This window comes from Gorillibacterium sp. CAU 1737 (assembly GCF_039888655.1).
In the GTDB taxonomy this organism is placed as follows: Bacteria; Bacillota; Bacilli; order Paenibacillales; family NBRC-103111; genus Gorillibacterium.
Map to the genome: position 1 here is coordinate 151,371 of NZ_JBDQQO010000003.1, position 14,884 is coordinate 166,254.

At 52.3% G+C, this 14,884-nt stretch carries 14 protein-coding genes and 1 riboswitch; of the genes, 11 read left to right on the forward strand and 3 right to left on the reverse strand.

What is annotated here, in order from left to right:
- Positions 1 to 161 precede the first annotated feature (161 nt).
- On the forward strand, positions 162 to 2,459 hold the full coding sequence (locus AAFN83_RS08095; protein WP_347768475.1) for a PAS domain S-box protein: 2,298 nt from the start codon (positions 162 to 164) through the stop codon (positions 2,457 to 2,459).
- Positions 2,460 to 2,506: 47 nt separating this feature from the next.
- On the opposite strand, the gene AAFN83_RS08100 is transcribed toward AAFN83_RS08095, so the two are convergent.
- Positions 2,507 to 3,313, reverse strand: a complete 807-nt coding sequence (locus tag AAFN83_RS08100; RefSeq protein WP_347768477.1) for a hypothetical protein — start codon at positions 3,311 to 3,313, stop codon at positions 2,507 to 2,509.
- A gap of 291 nt (positions 3,314 to 3,604) precedes the next feature.
- Here AAFN83_RS08100 and AAFN83_RS08105 point away from each other — a divergent pair, with 291 nt between their 5' ends.
- A complete protein-coding gene (locus tag AAFN83_RS08105; protein ID WP_347768479.1) occupies positions 3,605 to 4,780 on the forward strand; it encodes a serine hydrolase domain-containing protein in 1,176 nt (391 codons plus the stop codon).
- Positions 4,781 to 4,793: 13 nt separating this feature from the next.
- Positions 4,794 to 5,336 (forward strand): phosphodiesterase, encoded by a 543-nt coding sequence (gene yfcE, locus AAFN83_RS08110; RefSeq protein ID WP_347768480.1) that lies wholly within the window; start codon positions 4,794 to 4,796, stop codon positions 5,334 to 5,336.
- A 24-nt stretch (positions 5,337 to 5,360) separates the two neighbouring features.
- Here the strand turns inward: yfcE and AAFN83_RS08115 are convergent, their stop codons facing one another.
- Positions 5,361 to 8,345 carry a cellulose binding domain-containing protein gene (locus AAFN83_RS08115; protein ID WP_347768482.1) on the reverse strand — a complete coding sequence of 995 codons (2,985 nt, stop codon included), beginning with the start codon at positions 8,343 to 8,345 and terminating at the stop codon, positions 5,361 to 5,363.
- A gap of 628 nt (positions 8,346 to 8,973) precedes the next feature.
- Positions 8,974 to 9,059, forward strand: a riboswitch (cyclic di-GMP riboswitch).
- Between the two features lie 28 nt (positions 9,060 to 9,087).
- On the opposite strand from AAFN83_RS08115, the gene AAFN83_RS08120 reads away from it, so the two are divergent.
- Together AAFN83_RS08120 and AAFN83_RS08125 are read left to right on the forward strand one after the other, a co-directional pair.
- Complete coding sequence (locus tag AAFN83_RS08120) at positions 9,088 to 9,231, forward strand: anti-repressor SinI family protein (RefSeq protein ID WP_347768484.1); 144 nt, start codon at positions 9,088 to 9,090, stop codon at positions 9,229 to 9,231.
- 246 nt (positions 9,232 to 9,477) lie between these two features.
- Entirely contained in the window at positions 9,478 to 9,636 is a 159-nt protein-coding gene (locus AAFN83_RS08125; protein WP_347768486.1) for a hypothetical protein, read from the forward strand.
- Positions 9,637 to 9,702: 66 nt separating this feature from the next.
- Here AAFN83_RS08125 and AAFN83_RS08130 read toward each other — a convergent pair whose 3' ends face one another.
- Positions 9,703 to 10,182, reverse strand: a complete 480-nt coding sequence (locus tag AAFN83_RS08130) for an Lrp/AsnC family transcriptional regulator (protein ID WP_347768488.1) — start codon at positions 10,180 to 10,182, stop codon at positions 9,703 to 9,705.
- A 391-nt stretch (positions 10,183 to 10,573) separates the two neighbouring features.
- On the opposite strand from AAFN83_RS08130, the gene AAFN83_RS08135 reads away from it, so the two are divergent.
- From AAFN83_RS08135 to AAFN83_RS08160, 6 genes are all read left to right on the forward strand, one after another.
- Entirely contained in the window at positions 10,574 to 10,786 is a 213-nt protein-coding gene (locus tag AAFN83_RS08135) for a Spo0E family sporulation regulatory protein-aspartic acid phosphatase (protein ID WP_347768490.1), read from the forward strand.
- 184 nt (positions 10,787 to 10,970) lie between these two features.
- A complete protein-coding gene (locus tag AAFN83_RS08140) occupies positions 10,971 to 11,351 on the forward strand; it encodes a globin domain-containing protein (RefSeq protein WP_347768491.1) in 381 nt (126 codons plus the stop codon).
- A gap of 116 nt (positions 11,352 to 11,467) precedes the next feature.
- On the forward strand, positions 11,468 to 12,886 hold the full coding sequence (locus AAFN83_RS08145) for an aspartate ammonia-lyase (RefSeq protein WP_347768492.1): 1,419 nt from the start codon (positions 11,468 to 11,470) through the stop codon (positions 12,884 to 12,886).
- A gap of 452 nt (positions 12,887 to 13,338) precedes the next feature.
- Complete coding sequence (locus AAFN83_RS08150) at positions 13,339 to 13,602, forward strand: PqqD family protein (RefSeq protein WP_347768493.1); 264 nt, start codon at positions 13,339 to 13,341, stop codon at positions 13,600 to 13,602.
- The gene (locus AAFN83_RS08155) at positions 13,589 to 14,617 is read left to right on the forward strand and encodes a radical SAM/SPASM domain-containing protein (RefSeq protein ID WP_347768494.1); all 1,029 of its coding nucleotides are present in this window, start codon (positions 13,589 to 13,591) and stop codon (positions 14,615 to 14,617) included. The genes AAFN83_RS08150 and AAFN83_RS08155 overlap by 14 nt, the downstream gene beginning before the upstream one ends.
- A 14-nt stretch (positions 14,618 to 14,631) precedes the next feature.
- A complete protein-coding gene (locus AAFN83_RS08160; RefSeq protein WP_347768495.1) occupies positions 14,632 to 14,772 on the forward strand; it encodes a hypothetical protein in 141 nt (46 codons plus the stop codon).
- The last annotated feature ends 112 nt before the right edge of the window (positions 14,773 to 14,884 follow it).

Below are 14,884 nucleotides of genomic sequence, written 5' to 3' on the forward strand. Positions count from 1 at the left end.
TGCAACGGGCTGACAGGTCGATGATTTCGTTCCATTACATCCAGCGTCTCCGGCTTGCTGCCGTGAGACGCTTTTTTACAAATTCCGAGAAAAAACAGCAGAAGGCTGCCCGAAAATCGCTTATACTGGTAGCAGAAGTGCAGTCGGAGAGGAGGACTCAGGTGCCACAGTCACGCGCATTTGACAGCGAGAGGTTGGAGCATTGGTTTGAGCGAAGCCTGCAGGCAGCGGCGATTGTTTCGGAGAAGGACGGCAGCTGGGTCCGTGCAAACGCCGCCTTTCGCCGTCTCCTCGGCTATGGGGCAGAAGAGCTGGCTGGTCGGAACTGGCTGGACATGCTGGCTTCCGAAGAACAGGAGCGCAGGGCCTTGCAGCAAGTGACCGCCCGGATTCGAGAGCGGGGAGCGGAGGAGCGGCTGATGGTGCGCTTCCTCGATCGCGCCGGGAATCGCATCGCGCTATTCTTGCAGGTCGAGAGGATGCCCTCGCCGGAGCTAGAAGAGGATGACCTGCTTCTCGTTCAGGTAGAGAATGGGCCTGCAGCACCGGGAGAAGAGAATCCATTTGCCTATGAGGATTTTCTCGGGCATATGATGGTCAGCGGCCGTTCGCCTTATCTGATTTCCATCAGCTCAGCGGACGGCCATCTGGAATTTGTCTCCCCCTCGGTGGAGCCCTTGCTCGGCTATCGCCCCGATGAGATGATCGGCCGCAAACGAACGGATTTTTACGAGGGAGAAGAGGACGCGACCCTGCTGGATCGGGAGCGGGCGGAGAGCGGCAAGCTGTTTCTGCGTCGGGCCAAGGGGAAGGACGGTGCACTTTTCTGGGTAGAGACATCCGCTCATTTTCTCATTGACCCCTCCGGCAGAGTGGACCGCGTGTTGACCATCGGGCGGGATGTCACCGAGCGCATTCACCTGGAGGAAGAGCTGCGTACCAACGTGACCAATTATCGGCTGCTCTCGGAGAACGCCCAGGACTTGATTTCCCGGCATAGTGTGGAGGAAGGAACCCCGTTTTTGTATGCTTCTCCTGCCTGCCGTTCCCTACTGGGGTATGAGCCTGAAGAATTAATCGGCATGCCTTCGCTCGCCTTGGTTCATCCGGACGATCTCGCACGGGTTTTCCATCACTTGGAGAACCGTCTTGAAACGTATGGACGCCGTTCCATTATGTATCGGTACCGCCGCAAGGACGGGGCATACATCTGGCTGGAGACGTCCAGCCGCCTGGTTCGGGACGAGCAAGGAGACGTCAAGGAAATCCATGCAATCGCCCGCGACGTTTCGGCTACCAAGCGCTACATGGAAGAGATCGAGCAGTTAAGCTACGATTATACGATGATCCTGAACTCTGTCTCGGAAGGAATCTTCGGGGTGAACCTGGAGGGAAATGTTACCTTTCTCAACCCGGCGGGAGCTGCGATGCTGGGCATTGAAGCGGACGGGGTCATCTCGCAGCCTCAGCTCTCCTTCCTGTACCATGCGGCAGCAGACGGCACCGCGTTGCAGGCGGACAGGTCCCCGGTCTATCGGGCTATGCTCTACGGGGAGCACTTTGGTCGTCAGGAAATGATTCTCTGGAAAATAGACGGAACCAGCTTTCTTGCCGAATGCCAGGTTACCCCGATTCTGGACAACGGCAAGCGAAAAGGAGCGGTCGTAGTCTTCCGGGATGTGACGAGCGAACGGGAAATCTACCAGGCCAAAGAGTCGGCGGAACGCGCCGATCGGGCAAAGGCGGAGTTCATCGCGATGATGAGCCATGAAATCCGCACCCCCATGAACGGGATAATCGGGATGAATCGTCTGCTTGAGGAGACGGAGCTGACCGAGGAGCAGCGATCCTACACGGAGGTGATTGGACAGAGCGCCGATGCCCTCCTGCACATCCTCAATGAAATTCTTGATTTCAGCAAGATCGATGCCGGAAAGATGAGCCTGGCCTGCGATCCCTTCGACCCTCGCGCTGCCCTCCAGCAAGTGGTCGAGCTATTTCGGGGAAAGGCTCGTGAGAAGGGGCTGACCCTTGCTCTTGAGGTGGAGGAAGCTGTGCCTCTGGTTCTCTACGGAGACGAGGGAAAGCTTCGGCAGGTGGTATTGAATCTCGTCAGCAATGCCGTGAAGTTTACCGAAGAGGGCGGCATCCGCATCGAGGTGTCGTTTCAGTCGTTCGCAAATGGAACCGACGCCCTTCTGGAGATTGGGGTGTGCGACAGCGGCATCGGGATTCCCGAAGAAAAGCGGAATCGCTTGTTCCAGACCTTCTCCCAGCTCCACCCCTCGATCAACCGCAAGTATGGGGGAACGGGGCTTGGGCTTGCCATTTGCAAAAAGCTGGTGCTCCTGATGAAGGGAGACATTGACTACGCAAGGTCGGAAGGGGGAGGAAGCGAATTCCGCGTGAAGCTCCCTTACCGGCGCATGGATGATCAATATATGCCCTTGCGCGACTAAAAAGAAACGACGGCCGGACAGGGCGCCTTCTGTCCGGCCGTCGTTCGTTAGGAAGCAGGAAGGAGGGAGAGCGCCTGCTCGACGACACCCTTCCGCTTTCGCTCCAGCTCAAGCATGCGCTGCTTGGCCGCCAGCGTATCGCGAGCGGATGGAGAGAGGCGGTTTAAGGAAGCGAGCGTGCCGGAAGCATCGCCCTTCCGTGCAGCGGCGGAGAACACCTTGCTTTCGGCGGTGACGATCTTGTTGGCAGCGGAAGCTTTACTTCGTTCGGTTTTCAGCTTGAGGTTGACGGAATCCACCTCGGCGAGCACGGAGCGAACCTTTTTCAGATGCGCTGTTCTCGCTGCTTTTGCCTCTTTGAGGCTCGCTTCCTTCTGTTTGATTTCCTCACGGGCGAGCTGTACCGGAATCTTGAGGGCGTTGAGCTGCGCCTGCGTAAGGGTGATGGCCGACTTGCTCTTGAGCGATTTGGCGACTGACAGCTGCTGCTGGAGCAGGCTGTATGAGTCGAACAGGGGCTGCCGACGCTCCTTCAGCTCCTTTACCTGCTTCTCCAGGCGACTTAGCTTAAGGGTGTCCCATTCTTTCATCCGCTTGGCAACCTCAAGCCGGGTCTCCTCGGCACGTGTTCGGGTGCTTGCGATCTCCTGATCCGATGAACGCTCTTTGGCTTGAGTCTCCACAAACTCGGCATAACGCGAGCGGAGCTTGCCCGCTGTATCCGCAGGTGCGGCAGCCGTCAGCTTCTCGAAAGCGGTGACCACCGTCGGGGTGATCTCAACTGCGGCGGATACTGGACTGGGGAGCATAACGGCTACTGCGAGGATGAGAACCGCCATCCAGGCTCTTTTCATTCCTTCAGACCTCCTCTGTTGGACAGAATGTGACGAACCCTCCTGCTCCGGGAACGCCAAAAAGCACCCGCAAGAGGAGCCGATTGGCTCTCTTCTCACGGGTGCTTCCTTCGCAAGATGGATTCGTATAGTGCGACTATAGCGGGAATCGACATCCGTGTCAAGCGGTTCCATAGCAGGAAAGACGTGGCTGTTTTGAGAGACGAACCTCGCTTCTTCTTGGTATACTAGGGCGTGTATGCAAGAAGCAAGGCGATAGAGGGATATGTTGAAAAAGGAGACAGAAGAGACATGCTCGAGCCGAAGGCAATCAACCAATTGAAAAAAACAATGAGAGCAAGCATCGACCATAAGGAAATCGCCGGCGCAAACTTCATGGTGATCAAGGACGGCCACGAAGTTTTTTACCATGAGGACGGCTTTGCCGATCTTGAATCGGGTCGACCTGTGTCAAGGGATTCGATTTTTCGTTTCTATTCCATGACGAAGCCGATCACCGCTGCGGCAATCATGCTGCTGCTAGAGCGCGGCGATCTCGATTTGCTTGATCCCGTCAGCCGCTACCTTCCCGGCTTCCAAAACCAACAGGTTGAAAGAGACGGCCACTTGGTACCGGTTAGTCGGGAAGTCAACCTCCACGATCTGCTGAACATGACCTCGGGGTTGACGTACGGTGGAACCGACCTGGCCGGTCAGCAAACCGACGCCTTGTTCCAAGAACTGGTCAGCCGCTTGCACGGCGAAAATCCGATGAGCACGATGGAATTTGCGAATCGCCTGGGCCAAGGCCCTCTCTCGTTCGAGCCCGGATCGAATTGGCAATATGGAACGTCGGCGGATGTCCTGGGTGCAGTGGTGGAAGCGATTAGCGGTATGCGGTACGGGACCTTTTTGCAAAAGGAGATCTTCGAGCCGCTGGGCATGACCGATACCGGCTTCTGGCTCCCGGAAGAAAAGCGAGATCGTCTGGTGAGAACCTATCAGGATGATGGCGAAGGCGGCTTGAAGCGGTACGAGCAAAGCCATCTGGGCATCTGTTACCGGATGGATCGGGAGCCCGCTTTTGAGTCGGGCGGGGCAGGCTTGGCGTCCACGATCGACGATGCCGCGAAATTCACGACGATGCTGATGAATCAAGGCAGCTTTAACGGCGTGCAACTGCTGAGGCCTAATACGGTTCGATACATGACGTCAGCCGCTTTAACCGATCGGCAGCAAAAAGGCCTGGATACGTGGCATTCCCTAAGCGGCCATAGCTATGGCAACCAGATGCGCATCCTGATGGATAGCCGGAAAGCCGGATTTATCGGCAGCAACGGCGAGTACGGCTGGGACGGCTGGCTGGGAGCGTACTTCAGCAACAGCCCTCAAGACGGGCTGACGGTCCTCATGATGATTCAGAAAAAAGATGCCGGCACGATGCCGGTTACCCGCAAAATGCGCAACATCGTATTCAGCGCCTTGTAAGGGAGGAAACGAGATGAAGCTGTTTTTCATGTCCGACATCCACGGGTCACTGACGGGACTGAACCAGGGGCTCGATGCCTTTGAACGCGAAGGGGCGGAGGTGCTCGTTCTGCTCGGGGATTTGATGTACCACGGCCCAAGGAATCCGCTCCCGGACGAATACCGGCCCAAGGAAGTCGCGGACCGTTTGAACGCCTACAAAAGCCGCATCTTGGCGGTGCGGGGCAACTGCGATTCGGAAGTCGACCAGATGCTCATAGAATTTCCCATGATGGCGGAGTATGCGATGCTGTTTGCGGACGGACGCCGCATCTTTGCCACACATGGACACCATCATCATCTAGAAGATTTGCCTGCTTTGACGGCAGGAGATGTGTTCATTCAAGGCCACACCCATGTCCCGGTCGCGGAGAAGCGCGGAGAGGTTTATGTGCTTAACCCGGGTTCGGTTTCCTTACCGAAGGAGAATCATCCTCCCTCTTATGGACTGATTGCGGATCGCCGCTTCCAAGTGAAAAGCTTCAGCGGGGAATGCATAAAAGAAATCTCCTGGTAACCCAGGAGATTTCTTTTTTCTCATTTATGGCTCCAGGCCCCAAGCCAGCGTGCCGGAGAGGTAAGCGGGCAGCAGTGTTTGATCGGTATAAGCGGTCGCGGTGGAGAGGAAGGAGTAGTCATCGGATTGGGTATAGTTGCTCCAATCGTCCTTGACGATCCGCAATTGAATCTCCACGCTCTGGCCGGCCGCAAGCGTTCCGGCTGCACTCGTAAAGCCAACCTCCAGGTAAGTATCCGCCTTGGTCTTCGCCGTCGCCATCTTGACGAAGGAGCTGGTGACGTTGGTATTGCCTGCCGAAGCCCAGTCAACAAATGCATGCTGAATCTTCTCGCCGTTTACCGTGTAGTAATAACGAAGCTTCAGAGTGGACAGGTTGAGAGCGCTCGTCCCGGTATTTGTCACCTTGATGCGCGGGCTGAGCGTATTCGAGATGTCGGTCCGCGTCCCATTGTACATCTGAACCTTCACCGCTCCGACAGCCGGTGTGGCGGTTGGTGTTGGTGTCGGGGTGACGGTCGGAGTTGGCGTAAGGGTTGGCGTCGGTGTGGCTGTAGGAGTAGCAGTAGGAGTAGCAGTAGGTGTTGGTGTTGCAGTAGGCGTGGCAGTAGGTGTAGTGGTAGGCGTCGGTGTTGCAGTTGGAGTAGCGGTAGGTGTCGGCGTTGGCGTCGGAGTAGCCGTTGGTGTGGTCGACGGCGTCGGCGTTGGGGTCGGCGGCAAATTCACCGGGTCTCCGTACACGATGCCGAGGCCGTTGGTCCCCAGATAAACCCGCCCAAACAGCTTTGGATCTCCCGTGATCGACATGTGTACTCCATACTGATGCTGGTTGTCATTGATGCGAACCCAGCTTGCACCGCCGTCAATGGAACGGAAGATGCCGCGGACTCCATCGATCTTGGCGCTCGTATAGAGCGCTTTGTAGTTGTAGCCGGGAGCTTCCTTACCAAAACCGATAAGGTCAGCTTCTTGAACGTTGCTGAGCTTGGTGAAGCTGACGCCGGAATTCGTGGAGTGCCAGAGGCCGTAGGCACCGTTCTTTTCTCCGCCGGCGAGCCAAATGTCGCCCTCGATTCCGGGAATGGCTCTGAGGCTGCCAGTGTTGGGCAATCCGGTTGCAGCCGTCTGGGTGAAGCTTGCGCCCCCATCGGTGCTGATATAGAATTTGCCATTCGCAAAGCCATAGAATTTCGATTTGTTGACCCGGTCCGACGCCACCTTGGCCCCTGTCGGGAGCCCGGTGCTGGCCGTCCAGGAGTTTCCGGTCGTCTTTGAGTAGTAGGCACCGGCATCCTCAAGCGACCAGACGATCGAGCTGCCGTCCGCCGCCATGGCTACCGTGCCGCCGCCCTTCAGCGTTGTCGGCTGGGTGTTGGGCATGTACCAGTTAGAGCCGCTGTCACGGGAAAAGCCGGCAAGAATCTGAGTTGGATAATTGCTGTCATAGGTCCCCACCCGTACAAGAAACGCCGGATCAAGCTCGGCATAATCCATGCTGGCCGTACTTTTTGGATTAACGAGCATTTTTTTCGGGACCTTGGTGAGATCGTCATGACGGAAGCCGCTCACATCATACACGCCGCTGATGAGCGGAGGTCCGACAGGTGTAGAGAGCAGCGCGGGAACGGCTGTCTCTTCAATGCCTTTGGCCATCACGGAGATGGTGACCTTGCCGCCTTTATCCCAGTCCGTCAAGTTGTTGGAGCCGTAGAGGGTGGCTCCCGTCCCATACATCATCCGGTCGGAATTGAAAGGGTCAATCTCCAAATCTCCAATCATCCAGCCGAGCTTGGGGGTCATTTCAGGCGGAGACGGATTGTTGGCGAAATCGAGCCAAGGAGCAGCGGATATGTCCATGGTGTAATGGAGCTTCCGCTCGGGGTAGCTCCCCCATTCCCAAATGCGCTTCCAGGTGGCACCGCCATCCGTACTCCGGAATATGATTTCATCCGGCCACCACGTATTCATGGAGGAGACCATTAGCGTATCCGGGTGTTGGGCGTCAACGGTCAGACCGCCATAGCCGAAATAATTATCCTCGGAGGCGGAGCTGATCGGGCTGATATTGGTCCAGGCTCCCGTTGCCGTGTTTAGCTTCCAGACCTCTCCTTTGTTGCTGCTATAAGGGCCGACGTCGATGCTGTAGTTCACATAGAGAATTCCATTCGAACCGAGAACGCCGTGATGGGGCAGGAAACCGGTAGGTTGACCGGGAACAGCCTGCCACGTGGCACCGCCGTCCGTACTTCGGAAGATGTTATTGGACTTGTCTGCTACGCCGACATAGATCGTCTGAGTAGCGTTCCCGGCAGTACTCGTTGATTTGTCAAAGGCGATCCAGGAAATCCCCATGATGTCCCCTTGGTAGGAGTCTCCGGGAACCGGAATATAAGTGCCTGGATTCGGGAAACTCGTCACCTTGCTCCAGGTTTGGCCGTAGTCGATGCTCTTCCACAGGCCGTTCCCGCTGCGGGCGCCGAGATAAAGGATGTTGTTCTTATTCGGGTCGATGACCAGACGTTCGCCCATCGACCGGCCGGGCATATTGCCGCCAACCTTGAAGGGGAGTGGAGAAGAAACGAAGGAATCGCCCCGGTTGGTCGAGATCAGCACCTGACCGTTGTTGCCATCCCAGTCGTTGGTGTACATCCCCGTCAGCATATAGAGCCGATTGGGGTCGACAGGGTCTGTGGCGAGGGCGTCGATTCCATTCTTGTTCCAGTCCTCCCAACCTACGAAGTGGGTAAGCGGAATCCAGCTGTTGTCGGTCTTGTTCCAGCGGTAAGCACCGCCGATGTCGGTACGGGCATAAATGAGGTCGCGTTCGGACGAGTTGAAGATGATTCCGGGGATAAAGCCTCCGCCTGCCCCCGTATTGGCATTCTTCCAGGTGTACGACTCTTGAGGCGCCGCTTGTGCTTCCGGGATGATGTGGGTGAACGAGCTCCCGACAAGGGCGGCGGCCAGCAGCAGAGCGGCAGCGGTTTTGCGAGTGGTGATAAGCGCCATAATGATCCTCCTCCAAGAAATGAATGGGCTTGCATACGAAGCCAACGTTTTACCCATGAGCGTGCCGGCATAGCCATGAAGCGGTCGAATAGCAGGCGAGAGTCGGCTGATAAACAGGTTTTCCGTCATCACTCCCCCAAATTTCGTCAATTTGCTTGTACAAGCGTCGGCAACCCGGCATGCTCAATTTGTATAATCCTGATAGTTACAAAAATAACAAAGTAAGCGCATACAAGAATGAGCAAAAAAAGGAAAGCCGTGAAATAGGCTTAATAAAGTTACCGATAGCGCTTTCAAATCTATACTAGCAAGCTGGAAAGGAAATGTAAACTAGTATTTTCCTTGAATTGGGAATTACTCTGGTTGAAAAGAATCGAAATGGGATGTTTAGAGGGAGACGAAAGTGGGTAAAGGAAACTATTCTATTTCCAATTTGCCCCTCAATCGCTTGCAGAATCTGTAACAAAGGGAGGAAAGGAACGTGATAGCCTGCTCGAAAATCGAGAGCGATGAAAACAATTTATAGGGCAACTAAGAAAGAACGATCAAAACACGAAAAAGTTGCGCCATTTTGTGACAAACATCCTTGATTCATGCGTGGTATGATAAAACAAACGGAGTAACCGAGGTCAGTAAAGGGCAAACCTCGCTGAAAAGCAGGGACGCAAAGTCACAGGTCTAAGGTGAACCAACTAAGACGGCTGGACTGCCTGGGGATCGGAACTACATGGAGGGATAAACGATGAACCAGCCCATCCAAGCAAAGGCCGATGACTTTGACCAGGAATGGATCGACTTGATTATGGAAGCCTATGAAATGGGAATGTCCTTCGAAGAAGTGAAGGATTTCTTTCGGCGCTCCAATCGGATGCCTATTGCCCTGTAGCCCCTGTCTCCTCCTTAAATCCCTCATGAATCATACATACAAGGAACGTTCATCTTGGACCATCTCCCGTGGGTTTATCCATGGTCGAGGCGGTCTGATTGTTTTTTTGAGGGGATTGGCAAGGATCGATTGCGTTTTCCTGAAAAAACCTTCATAATGAATACTAGATGATAATGAAAATCATTATCACATACGAACGATCATCAACCATACGGGATGACGATCAAGGAAAGGACGATCGATTCGATGAGGACAAAACGCTTGCGAACCCGCCTGTCTCTCGACGACTATCTGGATCTTCTGAACCTGGCCATCGCTTTGCAGGACGAGGCATGGCAGAAAGAAATCACCGCCAAGCTGGAGAAAATGACCGCAGCGTGCGCAGGAGCGGAATCATCCTCCTAAGGTGCATGTCGAATAGGAACCCCAGTGGCATCCGCAGCGGCGGCCTGATCTTCCATCAGGCCAGCGCTACAGGCGGATGCCTGTTGGCGTTTTGTAGCTCTTCAGCATCACCTGGCAATCGACGCGGGTAACGCCGGGCAGGGGGTACAGCTTCTCGCCCAGGAATTGCTCCATTTCGCGGCTGTCCCGAAACAAGCCGTGGACATGCAGCTTACTGGGCCCGGTCATGTGGTATAAACTCGTTATAAAAGGATCATCCTTCAGCAGATCAGCAACCTCGAGGAGCTGTTGCGGCTCTACTTCCACATAAAAGAAGGCGGATACGCCAATCCCGATCTTCTCTGCGTTGATGACCGCTGTGAAGCGCTCGATAACCCCTTCCTCCATCAGCATGTTGATCCGAGATTGGACCGATACTCGGGAAAGACCGATTTCACGAGCCAAGTCTGTGTAAGATATCCTTCCATTTCGATGGAGTGAAACGATGATTTTTCGATCTATTTCATCAATAGCGAACACATCGGAGTCATGTTGAGATTTGTTCATGGCCCAGTCTCCTTATTGGTTCAGGTTACAAAATGATGTTACATTCTCGCAAAGTCTTACTATGTGTTCTACTATAACCCGAACGAACCATCGTTAGCAATGGTTAATTTGGACGATAACGGAAATTGTGATAGCTTGAGCGGAATCGATTCACGAAACTTTTCATGTAATCATACCTGTCATCAATGAAGGGCAAGCAGCTTCTGCAAATCCATGGAACGAAGTCGATTCCATGGAGTGGAGGCTCCTTTTTTTTTCTTTTGAAAGCTGGGCATTGGAGTGGACATGATTCATTTCCTTGGTATAATGGAAGAATCGGACAAAGGAGCGGGTCTTTTGGTAGATTCGCTTGATCTTATAGACTAAGCAATGGGAAATAGGAGTACGAAAAGTGAGTACAATTTTAGACCAGATTGAAGAAGCGCGCAGAGAGATGATCGAGCTTGCCAATTGTTATGGAATCGACGATTCCAGAGTGCTGGAGAAGTCTAATGAAGTGGACGGACTGTTGAATCAGTATGAGCGAACACGCGGAAAGAATGGGAACGCAGAGAAGCGGGGGCAGCTGTGCTGGAGACTTCGGCCTCACCTGTGGAAGGGATAGAAGGGACAAGAAGGTCCTTGCGAAGGGGATTAAAATAGACGGATCGAGGAGCGGCGGACAGCGGCTTTTTTTTGTATGCGTTTTCGTCGGATCGTTGAGTTGTTCCGAAGACCAGCGCTCATTTGGAGCGGATTTGTGCCTGTGCTATGCTGAAAGGGAAAATCCCTGCCTAGGAGGCGTTGGAATGGAACTGTATGAGCGAATGGGAGGGGCAACTGCGATTCGCCGGCTTGTGGAGGCGTTCTACCCTCGGGTTGTGGCACATCCGCTGCTCGCCCCTTTGTTCCCGGAAGACATTGGACCCGTTATGGACAAGCAGGAGCAGTTTCTTACCCAGTTCTTCGGCGGGCCCCCTCGCTATACCATGGAGCACGGCCACCCGATGATGCGGGCGCGGCATCTTGCCTTTCCGATCACCCCGGCGAGAGCGGACGCCTGGCTGGCCTGCATGCGGGAGGCGCTTGAGGATACGGTTGAAGAGGAAGCCCTTCGCGATGTGCTGTGGGAACGATTGAGGAATACGGCTTATTTCTTTATTAACCGGGAGGATGAGGGCTCCTCGTGAAGAGGATGAGCCTTCCCGGGCCTATAGCACGGTGATGTCAGGTTGCCACCTCCGCAGATACAGGATTACAATGGAGGCGAAATGGACCGAGAGCCAGAGAGGGGACCGTTGCGGCAATGGGAAGCATTCGGGTGGAAAAGGATTTTCTAGGAGAGAAAGAGGTACCGGCTGACGCATATTATGGAATTCAAACCTTGCGAGCCGTTGAGAACTTCCCGATTACGGGCATACCGGTTCATACGGAACTATTCCGTGCCTTGGCCGTGGTTAAGAAGGCGGCGGCGCGGGCCAACATGGAGACGCATCTGCTTCCACCAACCATCGGACAGGCTATCGTGCAGGCAGCCGAGGAAGTGGCTGTAGGTGCTCTGGCCGACCAATTCCTCGTCGATTCAATCCAGGGCGGGGCCGGCACTTCCATCAACATGAACATGAACGAGGTGCTGGCTAACCGGGCGCTGGAGTTGCTCGGGGAGCAAAAAGGCGCCTATTTTGCCTGCAGCCCCAATAACCACGTGAACATGTCGCAATCGACGAACGACACGATCCCGACGGCCCTTCGGCTGGCGGCCTATGGGCTTGCCCTTGAACTGGTCGGGACGCTCGGGGAGCTGATCGCCTCCTTCCATTCGAAGGGGGAGGAGCTATCCGATGTGCTCAAAATGGGCCGGACGCATCTTCAGGATGCGGTGCCCATTCGAATGGGACAAGAATTTGAGGCTTACGCGCGGGTGCTCGAACGGGATGTTGTCCGCATTCGAACCGCGATGGACGGGCTTCTCGAGGTGAACATGGGAGCGACGGCTGTGGGCACTGGCTTGAATGCGAAGCCCGCCTACATCGGCTTGGTCTCCCGCCATTTGGCGGAGCAGACAGGGTGGAACGTCCGCTCGGCCGATCATCTCGTAGACGCAACCCAGAATACCGATGCTTATACGGCGTTGTCCTCGGCGCTCAAGGTTTGTGCGATCAACCTGTCCAAGCAGGCGAATGACATTCGCCTGATGGCTTCCGGGCCGACGGCCGGACTCCAGGAGCTGGCACTGCCGCCTCGGCAGCCCGGTTCCTCGATCATGCCCGGCAAGGTGAACCCGGTGATGGCAGAGACGATCAATCAGATCGCCTTCCAGGTCATGGGCAACGACGCGACCATTTCGGAGGCTTGCCAGGCCGGGCAACTGGAGCTGAATGTAATGGGCCCGGTCATCGCGTTGAATCTGCTGCAATCGGTCAAGATCATGAAGAACGGGCTGGACGTCTACCGCCGTTTTGCCATTGAAGGGCTTGCGGCCAATCGGGAACGCTGCAAGCAATATGTCGACCACAGCTTCGGCATTTGCACGGCGCTCAACCCTCATCTGGGTTATGAGCGGGCTGCCCAGCTCGTCAAGGAAGCGATGAAATCGGGGCTCACGATCCGCGAGCTGATTCTGGAACGTCACCTGCTAACCGAGGAAGAGATCGATATCATCCTCGATCCCTATCACATGACTTCACCCGGCATTTCCGGCGAGGAGTTGCTCACCGAGCGATAACATGGGCTCTATATCAAAATGTTATGGTCAAGATACCTTTTCAAATTAAAACAGCCATTCACCGAGTGATGATCGGTGAATGGCTGTTTTAATTTGTTAATGCTTGCTATCTCGAATGGTAACTATTGCATTTAGTTGTAGTAGAATCCTTCAAGATATATTGATCTTAGAGTGTTAATAGAATGATTCGGTGGGAGCATTGTCATCAAGTGCCACCCCTTAGAATGTGCTGAGTTATATCGTACCTTGAGGTCGGTTTCCTCTAACAGGAGCTTTTACCTGATGGACAAATCTCAGGGAATTCATCTACCTAAATTAGTGTTAATAAAATTTATTTTTTTGGTTGAAATACAAAAATGATGAATCGAGCACTTGATTTGGAAGAAAAATAAGGTAAAATGAAGAAAAAAATTGAATAATGTGGAATTATATACTTTGGAATGGTGATAAGAATGTTTATATATTCTCCTTATATTTCCTTTTGCGATATGAAAGAAACTATTTTTATTATTGATGAACGAGACTCAGGAGTCTATTCACTGAATGCTGTATCTGCTGAGGTTTGGAGGTTGGTAGAAATGAACTATCCTTTAGAAATGATTGTGAATAAAATTTCAAGCATTTATGGTATTTCATCTGATGAGATATCTGTCGACATCAGCCAGATATTATTTGAACTCCAAGAAATGGGGCTAATTATTAATGACTGTGCTTAGTGATGAAAAATTGAATTCAGGAAGCATATATAAATATGCTTATGACCATAACATTTTAGCTAGTGTGACAATAGAATTGACGAAAAACTGCAATTGGAAGTGTAAGCATTGTTACATACCTAATAAAACAACTAACCATCAGATAAATTATAGTGACATGTCTCAATTATTTTGTGATTTAAGAAAAATGGGCACTCTAGATTTAGTATTTACAGGAGGAGAAATATTCACCAGGAGCGATACTTTCGAAATTATCAAAAGAGCCAGGGAGTTAAACTTTAGAGTTACTTTGCTTAGTAATGCATCTTTATTGACAGAGGAAAAAATTGAGCTAATTAGTAGTTTGAATATCTCTCAATTCTCAACCACCATTTTTTCTCTGGATAAACGTGTCCATGATTCTATAACTGGCGTTAAAGATTCCTTTTCTAACTGTTTTAATAACGTCTTATTGATGAGGAAATATAACATTCCTGTTCAAATAAAAACACCGATAATGACTATGAATAAGCAATCATATAAAGCCCTTATGGAATTTTGTGACGAAAATCAGATATCATATGGAGCCAGCCCAATTATATTTTCGAGAACCAATGGCGATTGTTCTCCCCATAGGCTTCGACTTTCCAAAGATGGCATAAAAGAAACCATTGTTGATTTAGATAAGATCAATAGGTTTGCTCCTACGGCATTTGAACAAGAAAAAGAGCCGTGTCCTGCATTAAGATATAGTTTATTCATTGATTCAGACGGAGAAGTCTATCCCTGCAACTCATTTTATTATAGCGTCGGAAATATTACTCGAGAGGAAATTGGTTATATTTGGAATGATTCAGAAAAGCTTAAAAATGTAAAGTCTATTAAAAACACTCATCTTTCTAAATGTATTTCATGTGAGGTGGTTGAGTACTGTAACCGATGTCCTGGTCTTGCTTATTTAGAGGATGACGACATGTTAGGATGCTCATCAATTGCACGTGAAATAGCGTGCTGTAGACATGAGGCTTATCATTGAAGGGAGGTGAGGAAATGGAATACAAAAAACCAGTTATAACCAAGGGAAAAGATATTGAGGTTTATGCTTGTAATGGTAATACGTGTAATGGGGCTAATCGTGCCTGGGAAATTGAAAGAGCGCAGAAGGAAGAGCCTCAGAAAAAGACGGCTTAAGTTAATGCGGTCATTTAGTAGGATGCAGGTTAATTGCCTGCGTCCTTATTATTTGTTTACGCGCTCATCTTTTCCTGTTACATAGATATTTTTCTAGAAAAATAGATATTTA